We start from the raw sequence: 17,519 nt of genomic DNA on the forward strand, positions 1-17,519 counted from the left end.
TATTTTCTAGCGTACTGAGCTATGCGGCGGCGAAGCTGCCGTATAGGTGTGGTTAGTGGACAGTAGCTTTTTCTGAGTAATAGGTTCTATATTCCTGCACTTTGTTGCTCTATTCAAAAAGCTTTATTAGTTCATGAACTAAGCCATATACACCAATCAAACAAAAAAGAAGACCACTCAAGAACACTTTCAGCTTAGTCGCAAACAGCATATTACTCGGGTCATATTTATAGAATTTATAGTTCACTATTACTAAAATTCCAGTAATAATAAATATGAGAGCAAATAGAGTAAGCAAAATGTCCACGCTTGTTAACTAATTGGTTTCTTGAATTTTCTTGACGCCTTTTATTTAATAAATGTCTCTATTAGTTAAGCCAGCTACATCCGTTGGCTAAATTTTATACTTAGCATTACCACTAACGGTGTTAGTGTAGCAGAATGGCGCAGCGTCAGCAAGCATTACTGCTATACTTGGTTGTGCGTTCGGCATTTATTTTTCTTGGTAAATAATCTCCCACGCTGGCTCAAATTCTAATTCACTAAAATCCAATGAATGTAAATTTTGTCCTTTGTAAATACCCCCACTAAAAGTGTCTTGAATCCAGTTAACAAAAGTCCAGTTTCCAACTGTCTCAGGCTTTCCCCATTTTCTTGTTTTCAAAACTGTGGCTTTAGCGTTTATTTTTTCTGATAACTCCTTTAAAATAGGCTTTGAGTCAATTTTCAAATTTTTCGCTATGGCTATAACAATGAAGTAACCAAACTGGGTTTCTCGCTTATTTTCAATATCTCTTTCATTCGATATAGTAATGTAAATATCGGGTGGAGAATCTCTCTTTTCACAAACCGTCCAGATTGGAGTCGAAAGTTCAAAGTTTAGAAAGTAATTATCAGTACTATTTAAAACAGTCCATTTTTCGTGGGACTTCAAATCCCATTTTAATCTTCCTGACTTTACTTCTGAATGATAGATGAATTCTTTGTTATCCTTTTTGGTAACTCTTTTTTCTGGTTTGTATTTAATTACCCTTATTCCTGTTTCCTTTAAAGAATCAGTTTGCTTTATGAGTCTATCAAAATAAGGTTCAAAGTTTACATCCCAACTTGATTTTATCCAAGGCGATTTACTCTCATCTTTCTGTCCGAATATTAAAAAGAAATCGTAAGGTCTATTGTGCCACCCAGTATCAAGTAGGCTTAAAGCGTTTATTTTTTTGCTTATTAATTTTTGAGCCTTCTCAATTATCGACATTTACTTTTAATTCTGTTTTTTGCTGCCGCACAACTACCAGATATGCGGAAACATACGGTTATCAGCACTATATGCGAAGGACGTTTTGCTTAGACTTTGTTTATTATTTTGCAGCTATAAGCGGTCCATGTCGCTTATCACCATCTGATAGAGCTATATAAATATAACATGTCCTGGCTATATAAACGAACTGGCGTTTCTGTTTTTAGCGTATTGATCTAAAATTTCAAAAGGTTTTTAGGTTAGGGTAAGCAATTGATATTTTTCACCTTATTCGAAGCTCATTCTTGTAAATAGAAGGGGTATAATTCGCTCAGGAATTGATTGCAACAGGCCGGTTAAAAAAACTGGATGCAATTCTGCGCCCAAAGTATAGCCGTGTTTATAATCATTTATACACGGCTATAGGCAGTATACATGCATAAAAAACACATAGCAGCGCTTTTACTAACACCTTTTAAAGCATCAGCCTTATTTATTTCAATGCAAATTGTCCTCCCGTTTTTAAATAAAACTTTTCCGCTTAAAAAACTGCTTTTATATATATAACAGGCATATAAAAGCCCTGCAGCATATATGCCGCAGGGCTCTCAGTCAAAAACAGGAATCCCCTATAAAGCTCCTTCCTTGATCTCGTCTACTACTGTCGGGTCGAGCAGTGTGGAGGTGTCGCCGAGGTTGGAGGTATCGCCTTCGGCCACCTTGCGCAGGATGCGGCGCATGATCTTGCCGGAACGCGTTTTGGGCAGCCCGCTCACGATCTGGATCTTGTCGGGCCGGGCGATCTTGCCGATCTTCTCCACCACCGTCTCCACAATCTCCGCCCGCAGCCAGTCTATATGCTCCGGCTTGTCTTTCAGCGTCACGAAGGCGTAGATGCCCTGCCCCTTCACGTCGTGGGGGTAGCCCACCACCGCCGACTCGATCACGTGCTCGTTGTGGTTGATGGCTTCCTCTATCTCGGCGGTGCCGAAACGGTGCCCGGACACATTGATCACGTCATCCACACGACCAATGATGCGGTACAGGCCGTTTTCGTCGCGCTTGGCGCCGTCGCCGGTAAAATACAGGCCCTTATAGGTGGAGAAGTAGCTCAGGCGGGCGCGCTCGTGGTCGCCGTAAGTGGTCCGGATGATGCCTGGCCACGGGAACTTCATGCACAGGTAACCCTCCACACCGTTCTCCTTTATCTCGTTGCCCTCGCCGTCCACCAGTATCGGCTGCACCCCCGGCAGCGGCAGGCCTGCGTGGCTCGGTTTCATGGGCGTAACACCCGCCAAAGTAGAGACCATGATGCCGCCGGTTTCAGTCTGCCACCACGTGTCCACCACCGGGCTGCGGTTCTTGCCCACGTGGGTGTGGTACCAGTGCCAGGCCTCCTCGTTGATCGGTTCGCCCACCGAGCCGAGCACCCGCAGCGAGTCCAGGCTGTAGGAGAGCACGTCCTCAATGTCGCCGCCCATGAGCGCCCGGATGGCGGTTGGGGCCGTGTAGAAGATTGTGACGCCAAACTTATCCACCACCTGCCAGAAACGCCCGTTGTCGGGGTAGGTCGGCACCCCTTCAAACATCAGGGAGGTGGCACCTGCCAGCAGCGGCCCGTACAGAAGGTAGGTGTGCCCCGTAATCCAGCCGATATCGGCGGTGCACCAGTACAGGTCGCTCTCCTGGTACTGAAACACATTTACAAAACTGTACTGGGCATATACCATATAGCCGGCGCAGGTGTGCACCACGCCTTTGGGCTTGCCCGTGGAGCCGGAGGTATATAAAATGAAGAGCATGTCTTCGGCGTCCATCTCCTCGGCGGGGCACTCTTTGCTAACCTCCTTCACCTCGTCGTGGAACCACACATCGCGGCCTTCCACCATGTTCACGGCCCAGCCCACGCGCTCCACTACAATCACTTTCTGCACCGATTTGCACTGCTCCAGCGCCTCGTCCACCACGCGCTTCACGGGTATCTGCTTGGCCCCGCGGTTGAGGCCGTCGGAGGTCAGCACCATGCTGCACTGCGCGTCGTTGATGCGGTCGGCCATGGCGGAGGCGGAGAAGCCGGCAAACACCACCGAGTGCACCGCCCCGATGCGGGCGCAGGCCAGCACGGCAATAGCCAGCTCCGGGATCATCGGCATATAGATGCAGATGCGGTCGCCTTTCCTGGCGCCGTTCTTCTTCAGCACGTTGGCGAACTGGCACACTCTCTCATACAGTTCCCGGTAGGTGTAGCGGATATAACGCTCTTTCGGATCGTTCGGCTCCCAGACCAGGGCAAGCTTGTTGCCGCGGGTTTTCAGGTGGCGGTCCAGGCAGTTTTCCGTTATATTCAGCTTGGCGCCCTGAAACCACTTGATATCCGGCTCATCAAAGTTCCACTCCAGCACCTTGTCCCACTTTTTGCGCCAGGTAAAGGTGTCGGCAATATCAGCCCAGAAACCCTCCGGGTCCGCTACGCTGCGGGTATAGGCTTGCTGGTATTCTTCATTCGTTTTAATCTGGTAGTTGGTCATAGAGCAAAGTGTTTATGTGCGGTACTATATGTTTCGAGTACTTTATATATACGCAGTCCGTGTGCGCTATGAGCTATATAACTCCAACGCGGCTTTGGCTTATAAATGGTTTCCGTGTTGAGGCCCATACTTCAAGTTTGCAAATGGCATACAAATAAGGCCGGTTCTCAACTGGCGAGACTATTTAGGGCAACCCATGCCAGTAAAAAACTGGCTCCAAAAGAAGCTCCAGGTTACAACCCTGAAGCATTTACTGTCTTGTGTACTAACCTTGTCCCAATAGAGCGTAAACTACGCTTAAGCTCTCTCCAGAGGTGTCCGTTTTATACGCCACTCCGATTTAAGTTAAGTAAAACGGCAGAGAATAGCACCTGCACAGGCTGCTTTTCTCTGCCGCTACCTCCGTATGGGGCATACCTAATGGGCCACGACTTCGGTGCTTGCCCCTCTCGGCACCCGTATTTCCTCCACCAGCTCCTGCACCGCAAGGGGCGGGGCAGGCGTAAACCGTGAAATAGCAAAGGAAACAGCGAAATTCAGAAGCATTCCCAATGTACCAATTCCTTCCGGCGACACGTGGAACAGCCAGTTCTCCGGTATATTGGCTTCCGGGTTGATGAACTTGAAGTAGGAGATATAGGCAATGGTGAAAATAAGCCCGGTTGCCATCCCCGCAATGGCCCCTTCCCTGTTCATGCGCTTCGAGAAGATGCCCATGATGATGACCGGGAAAAAAGACGCTGCCGCCAGGCCGAAGGCAAAGGCCACCACCTCGGCCACAAAGCCCGGTGGGTTGATGCCGAAATAACCCGCGATGATCACGGCCACGGCTGCCGCCGCGCGGGCGGCAAGCAACTCGCTCTTCTCGGATATGCCCGGCATAAACGATTTCTTCAGCAGGTCGTGGGAGATGGACGTGGAGATGACAAGCAGCAGGCCCGCCGCCGTGGAGAGCGCCGCCGCCAGCCCCCCCGCTCCCACCAGCGCGATTACCCAGTTGGGCAGTTGCGCGATCTCCGGGTTAGCCAGCACCATAATGTCCTTGTCGATGATCAGCTCATTCTGCTCCGGCCCTTTCCTGTACTGGATGCGCCCGTCGCCGTTCTTGTCGTCCAGGGCAATCAGGCCGGTTTTCTGCCAGTTGCTCACCCACTGCGGCATGTCCGCTATGGGCTGGTTACTGGTGGTCTGCAGCATGTTGTACATCCCAAAAGCCCCGATGGCCGGCGCAGTGGTATATAGAATGGCGATGAACACCAGGGCGTAGCCTGCCGACTTGCGGGCGTCGCGGACGCGGGGCACCGTGAAGAAGCGCACGATCACGTGCGGCAGGCCGGCCGTGCCCACCATCAGCGCCGCCGTAATGCAGAACACGTCGATGGTGGCCTTGCTCCCGCTGGTGAAGGCGGCGAAGCCCAGCTCCGTCAGCAGCCCGTCGAGCTTGTCGAGGAGGTAGCCGCCGGTTTCCAGCTCGCTGCCCAGGCCGAGCTGCGGCACGGGGTTGCCCGTCAGCAGCAGCGAGATGAAGATAGCCGGCACCATATAGGCGAAGATCAGCACGCAATACTGCGCCACCTGCGTATAGGTGATGCCCTTCATGCCACCCAGCACCGCGTAAAACAGCACAATGATCATCCCGATTATCACACCGGTCTCGATCTGCACCTCCAGGAAACGGGAGAACACGATGCCCACGCCCCGCATCTGGCCGGCCACATAGGTAAAGGAAACGAAGATGGCGCAAACCACCGCCACCAGCCGCGCGGTCCGGGAGTAGTAGCGGTCGCCCACAAAGTCAGGGACGGTGAACTTGCCGAACTTGCGCAGGTAAGGCGCCAGCAGCAGGGCCAGCAGCACGTAGCCGCCCGTCCAGCCCATCAGGTAAACGGAGCCGTCGTAGCCCATGAAGGAGATAAGGCCGGCCATGGAGATGAAGGAGGCGGCGGACATCCAGTCGGCCGCCGTGGCCATGCCGTTCGCCAGCGGCGACACGCCCCCGCCCGCCACGTAAAACTCTTTTGTGGAGCCGGCCCGCGACCAGATGGCAATGCCAATATAAAGGGCGAAGCTAAGCCCCACCATAATGTATGTCCAGGTTAATATACCCATTGGGAAATTTTTAAAGGTGAGTGTGGGATTTTATTCTTCGTCTACATCAAACTCCCGGTCGAGCCGGTTCATCAGCCACACGTAGGCGAAAATGATGAGCACGAAGAAGTAGATGGCGCCCTGTTGGGCAAACCAGAAGCCGAGTTTAAAGCCGCCCAGCCGGAACTGGTTCAGCTCGTCCACCAGCAGGATGCCACACCCGAACGAGACTACAAACCATATCCCCAGCAGGATGAGGAGGATGCGCACGTTGCGTTTCCAATACTGCTGCATTCTGTCTTTATGCTCCATAAAAGGTCAATCTGATGATTTACCGTAATAAATTACTTTTTTGGAAGCAGTTAAGCAAGCATTTATCAAAGCTGCTATAAATTAGCCCGCTTCTCTCCTCTTTTGGCAAACTTTGAAGGGAGCCCTTGAAAATGAAACAGCCCTGCCTTTTCAGGCAGGGCTGTTGTGACTTGAATGCTATATATAGATCAGCCGCAACGGGTTACAGCCATATATGCTTTTTAACTGATTAGTACACTTAGCAGCATCGCGGGCGGTTAAGTTCGCCTGTATGGCTTTATCGTTTCCAGAAGAAAAGGCAGCTAATTTTTACATCGTTCACCCGGAAAGGAGCCGGGCAGCGGAATACAGGTAATTGACAAGATCCTTAAGGGGTGGCTAAACTATATATGTGCTCTCCTTTATATGCTGCTCCTTGCTCAAAACAGCTTGCAACTCATCTATCTTGCACCTCATCTATATAGAACGAAGCCCCGCATCCCTTTCCGCCGCCCTTACATATCCCGCACCGACACGATCACCTCCTTGTACTTGTTGGTGTTATATAGGAAGTTAACGATCTTACGGCCCACTTCCTCCGGCGAGGCCAGTTCCCCGTTGGCTTTGTAATCACGGAATTTATCCACGGCACTGAACCTGCCGGCGTCTGCCTCCCGGATATTCTCCTGCATGGCCGTGTCCACCACCCCCGGCGAAAGCGCATATATCTTTGTTCCGGTTCCGCGCATCTCCTGCTCTTTCTGCACCGTCAGCGACAGCATGTCGATGGCGGCTTTGGAGGCGCAGTAACTGGCCCAGCCGTCCACCGGGTACTTGCCCGCGCCGGAGCTTACGTTCACCACCACTTTTTGCGCCGGATGGTTGCTATATACCTGTAGAAAAGTGTTCATCAGCATGGCGGGCACTACCACGTTCACATCAAACACGAACTCAAAGCGCTCGTTCGGCATGCCCTCGCCTATATACCCGATATCCCCCAGCACGCCCGCGTTATTGATCAGCACCAGTTTGGTGGCATCGCTGTAGGGCAGAAAAATCTTCTGCAGGTTATGTTCCACAGCATCGATGTCCGAGAAATCCATGGGCTGGTGGCGGTAGTTCGGGTGTTTGATGCTGCTGGTCCGCTGGACGCCCACTACCTGGTTGTTGCCGTCCTTCAGCAGTTCTTCTGCTATTGCCTTGCCGATGCCCTTGCTGGCTCCGGTGATGATGTAGATGTCCACTGCGTTCAGATTAAAATTAGAAATCAAGCACTAACATGTACGGATGCATGGCGGGGGGAGATGCTTTACTACCGATATGGAACGGATGCTGTGCCCGGAAGCCCTGCCGATGTGTTTTAACCACCACAGCTGGGGATGAAGGAATGGCTGGACCTCGAATTCCCTGCTGAGGCTTCAGGCGCAATAGCAATCCCTGAAGAGTATCATTTATTTATGGCTACTTATATATGGCGACCGCTGTCACAGCATATATGGCGGCCTTTCCCAGGCTACAACGTGTGATCGTTTGTTACAAAGCATCAAAAAGCCGCCGCACTATCCATATACCCGGTTGTGCGGCGGCGGCTGCCTGATTACACTCTAAGCGAACGGCTTTGGGCCGGTCGTAAAACCATATAACGCTTATACGTCGCAGATCACCACGCTTTGCTTCAGAGAGGCAAGCGGGTCCTTCGAGGCTGGTATAAACTCCTGCCCGACGAATCCTTTATAGCCTGTGTCTACGATCGCCCGCATGATGGCCGGGTAGAAAAGCTCCTGCGTCTCGTCTATCTCATTCCGGCCGGGCACGCCGCCCGTGTGGTAATGCGATATATAAGTATGGTTGTCCTTGATGGTCCGGATCACGTCTCCTTCCATGATCTGCATGTGGTAGATGTCGTAGAGCAGCTTGAACTGGTCTGAATCGATCATCTTCGCCAGCTCTACGCCCCAGGCGGTGTGGTCGCACATATAATCCTTGTGGTTCACCTTGCTGTTGAGCAGCTCCATCGACAGCGTCACCTTGTGCTTCTCCGCCGTTTTCATCAGGCGTTTCAGGCCAACGGCGCAGTTCTTCATGCCTTCCTCATCGCTCATGCCGTTGCGGTTCCCCGAAAAGCAGATCAGGTTGTTCAGCCCGGCGTTGGCCACCTTCGGGATCATCGCCTCGTAGCTTGCCACCAGTTCGTCATGGTATTTCGGATCATTGAAGCCCTCTGTCAGGCTTTTCTCCGCGCCCCAGGCCATGGCGCAGGTCAGTCCGTGTTTTTTCAGCGTCGGCCAGTCGTCCGGGCCCAGCAGCTCGATCGAGGAGAGGCCCATGCCCTTGGCCGCCTTTGCCAGCTCCTCCAGCGGGATATCTTTGTAGCACCACTTGCAAACGGAGTGTTTGATGCGGCCCTTTAGCCTCACCTCCAGCAGTTCTGCCGCCTGCAGGCGCTCTGGCAGCAGCATGCCCGAGGCAAGCACTGCGGCACCGCCTGCCATGTTTTTCAGCGCGGTGCGCCGGCTAAATTGATTTTTCATATGGGTGATTCGTTTAATAACTTTTTACATCGGCACTTTCACATATCGCGCGGCGCGGTGGCTATAGAGGTATATGATCGACCGCCTTCAGGAGCCACCATCCGAGCCTCCCTGATTCTATCTGTACCTCGGCCCTAATTATTTGCCACAGTTTTGGTGCCAGCCGGCTTTTTAAGGGAATACAGGTACTCCACCAGGTCCACCAGGTCCTGCTCCGACATGCTTTGCTGCAGGTTCGCCGGCATGATAGAGTGCTCCATCTGCGTTTTAGAGGCTATCTGAGAGACAGGGTAGCGGCTCTTCATGCCCCCCGGGGTAACCAGTTCGATCTCGTCTTCTGTCTCGCTGGCAATGATGCCGGCCACCTCGGTGCCATCCTTCATCTTGAGCACATAGCCCTCAAACCCGAAGCTGATGCCGGCATCCGGGTGGAGGATAGACACATACAGCGCATCCTTGGTGAGCTTGCTGCCGATCTGGGTCAGGGCAGGACCGAAGTTTGAGCCTTCTTTCCCCACCTGGTGGCACACGCTGCAGGTTTGCATAAACACCTGCTTGCCTTTTACCGCAGAGCCCGTGCGCATCGCCAGCTCACTGATCGGGGGCAACTCCTTGCCCGCTGTGGTGCTGGCCGGCTTCAGGTACTTAAGCGCCTCATCGCGGATGCCCGTGCGCATGGCCCCGGCCAGCGTAACCGCTGCCGCCGGTTCCAGTTCCTCCGGAAGCTTGCCGTCCCTGACCACGAACATCAGCCGCTCCTCCCCGCTCCAGCCTGTGCCAAGCGCTTTCACGGCCACTTTCCGCACGGTCATATCCCCTTTCTTGTCCATCATCACAGACTGGATCAGGTCCATGGATTCTTTACTGCCCACGCGGCTTAAGGCTCCCAACATAGCCGTTGCTTTCGCTTCGTCTCCGCTGTTGATGGTTTTCTTCAGCAGGTTGGTGCCCCCCGAGTTCAGCAGCAGCCGTGTCGACTCTACCCCAAGGCTGCTGTCCGGGTGAGCGAGCGCCAGTTGCAGCAGGGCCTCGTTCTGGTCTTTCAGTTGGTAGCGGCTCACCAGGTCCACAAACTCGCGCGTTCCCTTTAGCTCCGCCAGCGTACGGTCTAAGGCGGCCTTCGCTTTGGGTGACTTCGCCAGGGTTGCCGGGCTTATATGGTTCAGCGCAAGCTGCGTTACTTCTGCCTGGTGGGGCCCCTGCTCGTCGAGGAGGGCCAAAAGGGTCTTCTCTTTGGCCGGATCATCAATAAAATCAAAAGCCCTGAAATACTTCGCCCGGTCTCCCGAAGTGGTGTTGGTGTCCGTGATCGCTTTCGCAAGGTAAGGGAGGGCAAGGCCGGTTCTGGAACGCCAGATGATGTCCTGGCTCGCTTTGCCAGACATGTCGTCGCCGACTTTCTGCTGGTAGGCCGTGAAGAACTTGTCCCAATGCTCGTCGGCCCCGATGCCCAGTGCTTCGAGGTACCAGCGGTCCTTGCCGTCGTACTGCTGCGCCAGTTCCGCCCAGAGCGCCGGCGCCTCCGCTGATTTGTTATGGCGCAGGGCAATGGCTGCCTCGCGGCGCACCTGCGGGCTCTCGTCTTTCACGAGCTGCGTCACATAGGGGATGATGTTGTCTTTTTCCTGGCGCGCAATGCGGAGGCCCGTGATCCGGATGTCCGGGTTCTTGTCCTGCAGCGCCTGCTTTATATAGGTGTCGGTTTTGCCATCGATCTTCGCCAGCAGCCACAAGGCCCTGGCCCGCATGCGCTCGTTGTCCGATTTCCAGAGTTTCTGCAGCGCAGGCTCAGCTTTTGGTCCCCACTTGTGCAGCTTGTCCCAGGCCAGGTAGCGCGTGGCAAGGTTCGGGTTTTGCAGCGCCGCCACCGCACCCTCCGGTGTGTCAAGGTTCAGCTTGGGTGTTTTGTAAGGTGTTCCGGGAGGTGCTATTCTGTAGATGCGCCCTCTGTTCATGTCTGCCATCTGGTGGCCACCCACGCCCGGGTCGTACCAGTCAGACACAAAAATAGAGCCGTCCGGGGCCACGCTCAGGTCGGAGGGGCGGAACCACTGATCGCGCACGCCCTCTACCAGCGGCACGATTTCGGCTTTGTAGCCGGCGCCGTCTTTTGTAACCGGGTAAGACCTTACCGTGTTCGGGCCGGCATCCGTGTGAATCATCTGGTTATGGTACACCTCCGGCAGCAGATTGCCTTCATATATCACCATGCCTGTAGGCGAGCCGGCCCCTGTCTGCAGCAGGTTTGGGACAACGCCCGGGTCGTTCAGGTGCCAGTGTTGCTTGGGTATCTCCGTTTCCATGTTTGTGCGGCGCGAACGCCACCCTGCACCGGTCATTTCATCGGTATAGCCGTAGTTACCGAACTCCATTACGTAGTTGATGCGAACGCCCTGGTTTCCGTCGTCGTCGTTATCCGACTGCCACAGCGTACCGTAGGAGTCTACGGCGGCCTCGTAGTTGTTTCGGAAGTTGTGGGCCAGCACCTCGAATTCGGTCCCGTCCGGGTTCACCCGGAAGATCATCCCCTGGCGGTACGGTTTCCCGCTGTTGTTCACCACCTTGCCGTCTTTGTCTACCATAGGCTTTCCGTTGCGGTCCATGACCTGCTTGCCCTCGTTGCCGAAGTTGAAGTACAGTTTTCCGTCCGGCCCGAAGGTGAAGGAGTGGATGGCATGGTCGTGCTGCACGCCGCCCAGGCCGGTATAAAGCACTTCTTTCTTATCCGCCACATCGTCTCCATCCGTGTCGGTGAACATAAACACGTTCGGGCTGCTGGACACGATCACTTTGTTGCCCAGCACCGCCACCCCGAGAGCGGCGTCTATATCCTTGCCCTGGTAGAACACCTTGGCGGTGTCGGCGTGGCCATCTGCGTTAAGGTCCTCCAGGATCAGGATACGGTCGCCTTCCTTTCGCTGGGGGTTACCGGGGTTCAGCTCCGGCCGGTAGTTGTAGGCCTCGCATACCCACACGCGGCCTTTGGCGTCCACGTCAATGTTGGTGGGGTTCCCCATCATGGGCTCAGAGGCAAAGAGCTCTACCTCCAGTCCTTCGGCTGCTTCCAGGCCCAGAACGGCGTTCTCCGGCAGCCTTTTCTCTTCTTCCGTCAGCTTGCTATAGAGCGTATCCCGCTCTGCTATGGATTGTTTCGGCTCCGTTGCGGCGACCGGCCTCGACTCGTTGCACGACGACAAGGCCAGCACACTCATCAGAAAAGCCACTGAAAGTATATTCCTGTTCATGAAAGTAAGGGTTAATGTTCAAGGTTTTGCAATACAAGCCTGGGTATATATAAATCATCTGACCAAGGTGAAGCCACGTCTACTTCGGGGGTTTTCCCGCTTGCGGTATGGCTACTCCGGGCGCACCTGCGGGGGGTGCTGCCCCAAACCAAACGCAGTGAGGCTTCCGCTTGTACAGGATGTTTATATCTTCAGTGTTTGACCAACACTTAATATTGTTATTTAAATGCTAATACACAAGAAAATAAGCAGATAAAGTGGGATGTGCCGCGGCAAACCCTGTTGCTTCAGCGAAAAAGAGGCTTTAAACACACTCTCTCTGCTATAAAAGACAAGAGAGCCTTCGCAGCTCTCTTGTCTTTTGTCAGGCTATATCAATACAGCGGGTTCTGGATCAGCTTTGTGTTTCGGTTCATTTCGTCGAGTTCGATCGGCAGGAAGTAGAACCTTGGGTTCCACTCGCGGTCCTGAATAACGATTGGGGCATAGGTACGGTTAGAGATAGAGCCGTCGGCCGCCATCGTGCCCGTTACGCTGACGCCGGTGGCATCCTCATACGCCTCCTCCGCGATCATCCAGCGGCGAACGTCAAAGAAGCGCTGCTCCTCGTAGGCCAGCTCTATGCTGCGCTCATTCCGGTACTTGTCAACCAACGCCTGCCCGCTTTCCGTTACGGGCGGCATGCCGGATCTCGCCCTCACCTGGTTTATATAGGTCCTGGCTTCGTCTTCTTGGCCAAGCGCGAGGCATGCCTCAGCGTAATTCAGCAGTATCTCAGCATAACGGAACCTGCGGAACGGCAAGGTCTGCTTCTCATACTGGTGGTCTACGGTCGGGTCAACAAATTTCCGCAGGTAATAGCCGGTATAGGAGCCGTTCCAGTCTTCGATGGGGCCTTTCCGGGTGTCGAGCCCCGGAACAACGGTGCCATCGGCCCTTGTGTAGTTGCCCACCTGCACGATCCCGATCGGGTCAGCGGCGATCACGTCTGCCGGTCTTGGGCGCCACACGGCCCCTTCGTACAGGATACTGGCATAAAACCGCGGGTCGCGGTTCTGGTACGGATTGGCTTTGTGCGCCGGGTTACTCCAGCTAAACTCCGTGCCATCAATCATCTCATACCTGTCCGCCAGCTGACCTATCGGAGAGCTTTCCCCCCAGTTGTGCCAGCCGTTGGGGCCCGTGAACAAACCTACGTTCGGTGCGTCCCAGTTTGCGTTGCGCAGGTTGTCGTTGAACTGGATGAAGATGTCTTCAGAGTTCCCGTTGTTGAGGAAGATGTTGGCATAGTTCTCCGTTGCGGCTTCTGAGCTGGTTGGGTTTGCTTCCCCAAACAGGTTATAAAGGCCCAGGTCCATGACCGCTTTGGCCGCGTCTTTGGCTGCCTGCCATCGGGCCTGCTGATCGCCGCCCACATAGCCCACCAGTTCTGGATTAGCATACCCTCCGGCCCAGGACGCATTGGTGTTGTGCAGGTCGCTGGCAGCATATAGCAACACCCTCGACTTCAGCGCCAGGGCGGCTCCCTGGGTGGCTCGCGCTTTATCGCCTGTGGCAGGCAACAAGCCCGCTGCCTTGTCGCATTCCGCCACCACAAATGAGATTACCTCCTCATACGAGTTCCTGGCGGCGGTAAAGTCATCGGAGAGCGTATAGGTATCGGTGATGATCGGCACCCCACCGTATAACGAGGCTAAGCGATGGTAAAAGTAAGCTCTCAGAAACGATACTTCCCCTATCAGCCTGTCTTTCTGCGACTGCACCTCAAACGGCACGCTTTCTATTTTCTCCATAAAGAGGTTGCACGCCCGGATGTTTTTATAGGTACCGTTCCAGGTCATATACCGCTCATGCGAAACCCAGAAACCGTCATCAAATACTCCCAGGTAACTTGGGGTGACCTGGCTTTTGGTCATGTTTCCGGTTTCCCAGTCGGCATTGAAGTGTGCCTCGTCAACCAGGTTTGCCAGCATGATGGTATGAAAAGGGCTTGGAATGCCTAAGTATATGTTGTTTACATATGTTTCCACCAGGGCCGGGTCCTGCCAAACCGCCGCATCAGAGAACTTATCCAAGGGTGTTTGTTCCAGTACGTCCGTGTCGCAGGAGGTTGCACCTGCCAGCGCTATAGCTAAAAGGAAGGGATATATTCTTTTTTTCATGACTGCTGATTAAAAGGTAACTGATAAACCACCGTTCACAATTTTCTGTAAAGGATAGCCCTGACCGGATCCGGAGCCCAGTTCAGGATCGAAGTCCTTGTAGTCAGGGCTGTAGGTCAGGATGTTAAAGGCATTCACATATACCCTTAGATTTTGGATGCCCCAGTTCTGGGTGAAGGCAGGTAGTGTATAGCCAACCTCAATGTTCTTCAGGCGCACATAATCTGTGCTGTGCAGCCAGTAAGTGTTTCGTTGGCCCACCCAGTATTCGTTGCTGCGGTTGAACACCCTCGGACCGGAGGCCGTTGGGTTCTGCTCCGTCCAGCGGTTGTCATAGAAGCTCTGCAGGAAGTTTCCGATCTCCCCGGACTCAGTGCTGATGTAGTTAACTGCACCGGCAGCCCCCTGAATCAGCATGGAGACATCGAAGTTCTTATATCCGAGGCGCGCGGTGAAGCCTCCAGTCCATCTGGGGACGTTGCTTTTCTCATTTCTTACCCTATCGTTTGCATCAATCACACCATCCTCGTTCACATCTTCAAAGATAATGTCGCCGGGCCGCGCCCCGGACCAGTGCGGGTAAGCGTCTACAGCAGCCTGATCTGCAAAAATGCCGATGGCCTGGTAATAAAGGTCATCGTCGGGACTGTAAGGGTCAGTAGGGATTGGCCGGCCCGTTGTGAGCTGGTAGTCAGGTCGGCCAGGGGTCTCGTCCCAGAAGATGATCCTGTTCTTGGCGTAGCCACCATTCAGCCCCACTTCATATGTGAAGTCATTGCCTATCACATTGTCATAAACCACACTAAAATCAAATCCCCTGTTTCCGGATTCGCCGATATTTTCAGGAGGCAAGGACATACCGGTCGAGGCCGGGATAGAAGCGTTTCTTCTCCAGAGGATATCGGAGCGCAGGTTGTCGAAATAATCAAACGTAACAGAAAGGTGGTTATTCAACATTTCAGCGTCAAAACCAACGTTGCGCTGTATCGATTTCTCCCAGGTTGTATTCTCGTTCGGAACGCCTGTTTCATACAAGGTTGGGTTTAGCTGCCCGCCGCCGTCCGTTATAAAGGCGGATCCGGGGCCTCCCAGGCCATAGGTAGTCAGGTAAGCATATTCCTGCAATACGTTGTTAAAGTATACTTGGTCCCAGCCTGTCTGGCCCCACGAAGCCCTTAGCTTGAAAAAGTCCACGGCTCCTATGTTATCCTTCCAGAAATTCTCCTGTGATATTACATAGCCCAGAGATACGCCGGGGAAGAAGCCGAACCGGTCAGACTTCTCAAATATATAAGACCCCTGGTAGCGCCACACAAACTCAGCCAGGTACTTTTCCTTGAAGCCGTAATTCACCCTGCCGAAGTAATTCAGACGCGCATTGGCGCTGCCGGAACCATTGTTTGTCAGATACTGGTCAGTGGCGCCGGCAAACATCTGGTCGAGGGCAGTAGATGTGAAGTTGCGGCGGTAAGCACTGAAGGTGTCGAACTCACCGGTGATTCTTTCCACACCAGCGAGGAAGTTCACGGAATGATTCTCCCCGAAAGTCCTGTCATAGTTCAAAAGCCCGTTTAGCAGAATCCGCTGGTTATCCTCCATTTGCTCCGTCAGGGCGGGGCTATCGAACCCTTTCTTGCCTCTAACTAATACCGGCTCCCCGTTTGCATCGCGATCGATGCCATTCCAGGAATACAGGTACCAGGGCGTCTGCCAGAGCTTACGGAAACGAAACCCTTTGTCGATAGCGGCATTACCCGTAACGGAGAGACCTTCTACCCAGGGAATAACGACATTAAGCTTGAAGTTGGAGTTAATGACATACCGCTTGTCCCGGTCATAACCCGTTGCCTTGGTGCTTACCACCACCGGGTTGTCACCGTATTCAATATCCGGACCAGGCGTGCCGTCTGGCCAGTAAGCCGTCATGTTCGGCTTGCCCCGCATCACCATCCTGAAGATGCTGCCCGCGCCCCGGGTCGGGAAGTTGCGGTCTTCCAGGCGGCCGGAAAGGTCGACGGCCAGGCTGATGTTCTTCGAGATGTTTCCGTCCAGGTTTGAGCGGAAATCATATTGATTGTACTTTGTTCCGCTGTTATGGTAAAATCCGTTCTGGCTTCTGGTTGTTAGGGCAACAAAGTATTTCATGTTCTCACTTCCCCCTGAAACAGACACGTTGCCCTGGTTCTGCCCGGACCACGGCTTTATCACTTCCTCAAACCAGTCGGTGTCGGGGTGGCCCCATGGGTCAGAACCGTCTCTGAACTGCTGGATATCCTCCGGGGTGAAACGGGGAGGGTTACCGGCATACAGATCAATCTCGTTCATCATGGTCGCATACTCGGCTGCATTTGCCATGTCCGGCAGCCTGGTTGGGCGTCCGTAGCCCTGGTTGAACGAAGCAGTAATGGTAGGCTTACCGGCTTTCCCTCGCTTCGTGGTTACCAGAATTACACCATTGGCGGCCTGGGCACCATATATAGCCGCAGAGGCATCCTTCAGCACCGAAATACTCTCGATTGTGTTAGGGTCCAGCCTTTCCAGAGAGCGACCCGGCACGCCATCCACTACAACGAGTGGCTCTGAGCTTCCAAAGGAATTCAATCCCCGGATGCGGAGCGTTGCCCCGTCATACCCCGGCTCACCGCTTGAGCCGACGGCTGTTAAGCCTGGCAGCCGGCCTGCTAAGTTGTTCGTCACATTGAGGGCGGGGCTTTTCGTTACTTCTTCGCCCTGAACTGCCGTTACAGAACCTGTTAGCGTCGCTTTTTTCTGCACGCCATATCCAACGACCACCACTTCTTCCAAAGCTTTGGTATCGGCACCCAATTGCACGTCAACGGTAGCCCGGTTGTTAATCGGCACTTCCTGCGAAGCGTAGCCAATGAAAGAGAAAACAAGGGTACCGCTGCCGTCAGGCACATTTATGAGGTAGGTGCCGTCCGCCCCAGTCGGGGCTGCTGTGGTAGTGCCTTTTAGGAGCACTGTAACGCCAGGAAGAGGAACACCGCTCTCATCGGTCACCTTTCCCTGCACGGTGGCACCCTGTGCAAAGGCCACAACAACAGAGACAAAGAAAAGAGGCAATACGAGCAAGTATTTAAACCCCTTAAGTAAATGGTGTTGCATAAATTATAGTGTTTGAATGAAAAATAAAACAACGGTATAAAATCACTGTCTTCTTAAATCCTTTTCTCACGAAGAACCCAGACCCTATATAGCTTGATAAATTGTTATGGCTACACTTATATCCATAGCCAAACATATTCATCATGTCATTATAGTACCTTCTCAGTCCTATATAATTTAATACACTATCAATAGACTTATTTAATTACCTGTCTCGGCCCGGCAGATCTCTGTTTATTTCAGGGTTTATTTCAGGACAGGGTATTTAGCAAAATGAATTTGAGTATCAGAACTAAACTGCTTCTGTATAG

At 53.2% G+C, this 17,519-nt stretch carries 9 protein-coding genes; all 9 read right to left on the reverse strand.

What is annotated here, in order from left to right:
• Window positions 1-493: 493 nt before the first annotated feature.
• The 9 genes from ABD920_RS23400 to ABD920_RS23440 all read right to left on the reverse strand — a co-directional run bounded on the left by ABD920_RS23400 (window position 494) and on the right by ABD920_RS23440 (window position 17,208).
• Entirely contained in the window at window positions 494-1,255 is a 762-nt protein-coding gene (locus ABD920_RS23400) for a hypothetical protein (RefSeq protein ID WP_345162976.1), read from the reverse strand.
• 611 nt (window positions 1,256-1,866) lie between these two features.
• Entirely contained in the window at window positions 1,867-3,765 is a 1,899-nt protein-coding gene (gene acs / locus ABD920_RS23405; protein ID WP_345162979.1) for an acetate--CoA ligase, read from the reverse strand.
• A gap of 417 nt (window positions 3,766-4,182) precedes the next feature.
• Window positions 4,183-5,874 carry a sodium:solute symporter family protein gene (locus ABD920_RS23410; RefSeq protein ID WP_345162982.1) on the reverse strand — a complete coding sequence of 564 codons (1,692 nt, stop codon included), beginning with the start codon at window positions 5,872-5,874 and terminating at the stop codon, window positions 4,183-4,185.
• 30 nt (window positions 5,875-5,904) lie between these two features.
• Window positions 5,905-6,165 (reverse strand): DUF4212 domain-containing protein, encoded by a 261-nt coding sequence (locus ABD920_RS23415; protein WP_345162985.1) that lies wholly within the window; start codon window positions 6,163-6,165, stop codon window positions 5,905-5,907.
• 494 nt (window positions 6,166-6,659) lie between these two features.
• On the reverse strand, window positions 6,660-7,388 hold the full coding sequence (locus ABD920_RS23420) for an SDR family NAD(P)-dependent oxidoreductase (protein WP_345162988.1): 729 nt from the start codon (window positions 7,386-7,388) through the stop codon (window positions 6,660-6,662).
• Window positions 7,389-7,790: 402 nt separating this feature from the next.
• On the reverse strand, window positions 7,791-8,675 hold the full coding sequence (locus ABD920_RS23425; RefSeq protein ID WP_345162991.1) for a hydroxypyruvate isomerase family protein: 885 nt from the start codon (window positions 8,673-8,675) through the stop codon (window positions 7,791-7,793).
• A 134-nt stretch (window positions 8,676-8,809) separates the two neighbouring features.
• The gene (locus ABD920_RS23430; RefSeq protein WP_345162993.1) at window positions 8,810-11,920 is read right to left on the reverse strand and encodes a PVC-type heme-binding CxxCH protein; all 3,111 of its coding nucleotides are present in this window, start codon (window positions 11,918-11,920) and stop codon (window positions 8,810-8,812) included.
• A gap of 374 nt (window positions 11,921-12,294) precedes the next feature.
• Complete coding sequence (locus ABD920_RS23435) at window positions 12,295-14,082, reverse strand: RagB/SusD family nutrient uptake outer membrane protein (RefSeq protein WP_345162996.1); 1,788 nt, start codon at window positions 14,080-14,082, stop codon at window positions 12,295-12,297.
• Window positions 14,083-14,091: 9 nt separating this feature from the next.
• Window positions 14,092-17,208, reverse strand: a complete 3,117-nt coding sequence (locus tag ABD920_RS23440; protein WP_345162999.1) for a SusC/RagA family TonB-linked outer membrane protein — start codon at window positions 17,206-17,208, stop codon at window positions 14,092-14,094.
• Between the last annotated feature and the right edge of the window lie 311 nt (window positions 17,209-17,519).

This window comes from Pontibacter saemangeumensis, from assembly GCF_039541895.1.
GTDB classification, from domain to species: domain Bacteria; phylum Bacteroidota; class Bacteroidia; order Cytophagales; family Hymenobacteraceae; genus Pontibacter; species Pontibacter saemangeumensis.

What these genes read in the sequence shown, in the direction of transcription:
- ABD920_RS23400 (WP_345162976.1), bottom strand. Translation starts at nt 1,255, where the DNA reads ATGTCGATAATTGAGAAGGCTCAAAAATTAATAAGCAAAAAAATAAAC.
- acs (WP_345162979.1), bottom strand. Translation starts at nt 3,765, where the DNA reads ATGACCAACTACCAGATTAAAACGAATGAAGAATACCAGCAAGCCTAT.
- ABD920_RS23410 (WP_345162982.1), bottom strand. Translation starts at nt 5,874, where the DNA reads ATGGGTATATTAACCTGGACATACATTATGGTGGGGCTTAGCTTCGCC.
- ABD920_RS23415 (WP_345162985.1), bottom strand. Translation starts at nt 6,165, where the DNA reads ATGGAGCATAAAGACAGAATGCAGCAGTATTGGAAACGCAACGTGCGC.
- ABD920_RS23425 (WP_345162991.1), bottom strand. Translation starts at nt 8,675, where the DNA reads ATGAAAAATCAATTTAGCCGGCGCACCGCGCTGAAAAACATGGCAGGC.
- ABD920_RS23430 (WP_345162993.1), bottom strand. Translation starts at nt 11,920, where the DNA reads ATGAACAGGAATATACTTTCAGTGGCTTTTCTGATGAGTGTGCTGGCC.
- ABD920_RS23435 (WP_345162996.1), bottom strand. Translation starts at nt 14,082, where the DNA reads ATGAAAAAAAGAATATATCCCTTCCTTTTAGCTATAGCGCTGGCAGGT.
- ABD920_RS23440 (WP_345162999.1), bottom strand. Translation starts at nt 17,208, where the DNA reads ATGCAACACCATTTACTTAAGGGGTTTAAATACTTGCTCGTATTGCCT.